The organism is Mycobacterium sp., from assembly GCF_049683935.1.
Taxonomy (GTDB): Bacteria; Actinomycetota; Actinomycetes; order Mycobacteriales; family Mycobacteriaceae; genus Mycobacterium.
The window spans coordinates 1-2,847 of sequence record NZ_JBAUJR010000086.1 but is presented as its reverse complement, the minus strand read 5'-3'; the positions used below and the strand labels follow the sequence as shown (position 1 = coordinate 2,847).

Sequence of the window (2,847 nt, the reverse complement as noted above, 5' to 3'; positions counted from 1 at the left end):
CCCCGGTGCGCCGCAGCCGGGCGTTGCCCATGCCCAGCAGCGCACCCAGGATCACCAGGATCACCAGCTTGACCCCGATCTTGGGGTAGTTCAGTTCGATTCCGGCCGGCCACGGCGCCGCCAGCGCGAGGCCGGTGAGCAACGACACCAGCAGCCCGTAGTCCATCACCCGGGTGGTGCGGAAGCGACCGGCGGCCGCCTCCGCAACCCAGGCGCCGAAGGTCACGGCGAATCCGACCAGATGCACCAGGACAACTACATCGCGTAGTACTTCCATGGTGTGAGGCTACAACGCGCGTGCTCCTCAGCTGATGCGGATGAGCTTCTTGTTCACGAACTCGTCGATGCCGAAGCGGCCCAGCTCGCGACCGAAGCCGGATCGCTTCACGCCGCCGAACGGCAACTCGACGCCTTCGGCCCCGACGGCGTTGACGAACACCATCCCCGCCTCGATCCTGTCCGCGACGCGCTTGGCCTGCTCGTCGTCGGTGGTGAAGACGTAGGAGCCCAACCCGAACGGGGTGTCGTTCGCGACGTTGACGGCCTCGTCCTCGGAGGTCACCTTGTAGACGGTCGCGATGGGGCCGAACAGCTCCTCCTTGTAGCTCGGCGAGTCAGGAGAGACGCCGGTCAGTACGCCGGGCGGGAAGAAGGCACCGTTGCGCTGACCCTCGGACACCAGCGTCGCGCCGTCGTCCACGGCCCGTTTCACCTGCTCGTCGAGCCGGTCGGCAGCCGCGACCGACGACAGCGGGGCCAGTCCATCCGCCTTGCCGAGAACTTTCTTGGTGAACTTGTCCAGGAAGTCGTCGTAGATGTCCTCGGCGACGATGATCCGCTTCGCGGCGTTGCAGGCCTGCCCGGTGTTCTCGAACCGTCCTTCGATCGCGGCCTCCACCGCTGAATCCAGATCGTCGGAGCTGAGCAGGATGAACGGGTCCGAGCCGCCGAGTTCCAGCACCACCTTCTTGAGATTGCGGCCCGCGATCTCGGCGACGGCAGCTCCGGCACGCTCCGAGCCTGTCAACGAAACCCCTTGCACGCGTGGGTCCGCGATGACCTCCGCGATCTGGTCGTTGGTGGCGTAGACGTTGACGTAGGCGCCCTCCGGGTAGCCGGCGTCGAGGAAGATCTGCTGCAACGCGGCCGACGATTCGGGGCACTGCGGGGCGTGCTTGAGGACGATGGTGTTTCCGAGCACCAGGTTCGGGCCGGCGAATCGGGCCACCTGGTAGTACGGGTAGTTCCACGGCATGATCCCGAGCAGCACGCCGACCGAACTGCGGCGGATCAGCGCTGAGCCCTCCCCCTCGACAAGATCGATCGGCTCGTCGGCGAGGAACTTCTCGGCATTGTCGGCGTAGTACTCGTAGATCGCGGCGCTGAAGTCGACCTCGCCCTCGGACTGGTCCAGCGGCTTGCCCATCTCGCGCTGGATGATCTTGGCCAGTTCACTCTTGCGCTCGGTGTGCAGTTCGGCGACCCTGCGGATCAGGGCGGCGCGCTCGGCGACGGTCGATCCGCGGGACCACTCCTTGTGGGCCTTCGCCGCGGACGCGACGGCCTGCTCGATCTGCTCGTCGGTGGCGGTGGGGTACTCCTGGATCAGCTCGCCCGTCGACGGGTCAACCACCGCATACAGGGATGTGCTCATTGTGTTCCACTCCTCTAACTCATGGTCCTACGAACCGGGTCTTTCCAGTCTCGCGGTCGGGTTCAACACTACGGTCCCGAGTTCGACGGACCAGACTGTTAGGCCGAACCCGGTAGGGACAATCGCCGCTGCGTATATCTTCGTCACGAACCTTGTCCACTGTGGACCTGCCCCGATCGAATCGACGTCCTTAGGCTCAACTCATGACAGCCCCTCCGATCGGCGGACCCGGCCTGGCGCAGGTGCGCCGGGTCTGCACCGACGTCCCCGGTCCCCGGTCCCGTGATCTGGCCGAGCGCCGCAGCGCCGCCCTGCCCGCCGGATTGACCAGTGCCGCAGGGGTCTACGTGGCAGCGGCCGGCGGCGGCGTCGTCGTCGACGTGGACGGCAACTCCTTCATCGACCTGGGCAGCGGTATCGCGGTCACGACGGTCGGCAACTCCGCACCCGCGGTGGTGTCGAGGGCGGCCGCACAGCTCGCGCGGTACACCCACACCTGTTTCCTGGCCACCCCGTACGAGCCCTACATCGAGGTGGCGGAGACCCTGAACCGGCTGGCCCCGGGCAGTCACGAGAAGCGCACCGCACTGTTCAACACCGGCAGCGAGGCCGTGGAGAACGCCGTCAAGTACGCCCGCGCCGCCACCGGGCGCTCGGCGGTCGTAGTGTTCGATCACGCGTTCCACGGCCGGTCGCTGCTGACGATGACGATGACCGCCAAGAATCAGCCGTACAAGCACGGCTTCGGTCCGTTCGCCCCCGAGGTGTACCGCGCGCCGATGGCCTACGCATACCGCTGGCCCTCGCCCCAGAACTGCGCAGCCGAGGCCTTCGGTCAGTTCGCCCACCTCGTCGACTCCCAGATCGGCGCAGACACCGTGGCCTGCGTCGTCGTCGAACCGATCCAGGGCGAGGGCGGGTTCATCGTCCCGGCCGAGGGCTTCCTGCGGTCGGTCGCCGACTTCTGCCGCGACCGGGGCATCCTGTTGGTCGCCGATGAGATTCAGACCGGGATCGCCCGCACCGGTGCCTGGTTCGCCAGCGAACACGACGGTCTGGTGCCCGATCTGCTCACCACCGCCAAAGGCTTGGCCGGCGGGCTGCCGCTGGCAGCGGTGACCGGGCGCGCCGACGTGATGGACGCCGCGCACCCGGGCGGGATCGGGGGCACCTACAGCGGCAACCCCGTCGCC

The 2,847-nt window shown here is 67.4% G+C and carries 3 protein-coding genes; 1 reads left to right on the top strand and 2 read right to left on the bottom strand.

The features are described 5' to 3' along the window. Both WA965_RS04815 and WA965_RS04810 read right to left on the bottom strand, forming a co-directional pair. A partial coding sequence (locus tag WA965_RS04815; protein ID WP_526447163.1) for a Fe-S protein occupies nt 1–277 on the bottom strand: 277 nt, incomplete at its 3' end. A gap of 27 nt (nt 278–304) precedes the next feature. Further along, entirely contained in the window at nt 305–1,654 is a 1,350-nt protein-coding gene (locus tag WA965_RS04810; protein ID WP_526300650.1) for an NAD-dependent succinate-semialdehyde dehydrogenase, read from the bottom strand. Between the two features lie 203 nt (nt 1,655–1,857). On the opposite strand from WA965_RS04810, the gene WA965_RS04805 reads away from it, so the two are divergent. Continuing rightward, on the top strand, nt 1,858–2,847 hold a 990-nt coding region (locus WA965_RS04805; RefSeq protein ID WP_526447161.1), incomplete at its 3' end, for an aminotransferase class III-fold pyridoxal phosphate-dependent enzyme.

Coding starts and splice junctions, on each gene's coding strand:
- WA965_RS04810 (WP_526300650.1), bottom strand. CDS start 1,654: ATGAGCACATCCCTGTATGCGGTGGTTGACCCGTCGACGGGCGAGCTG.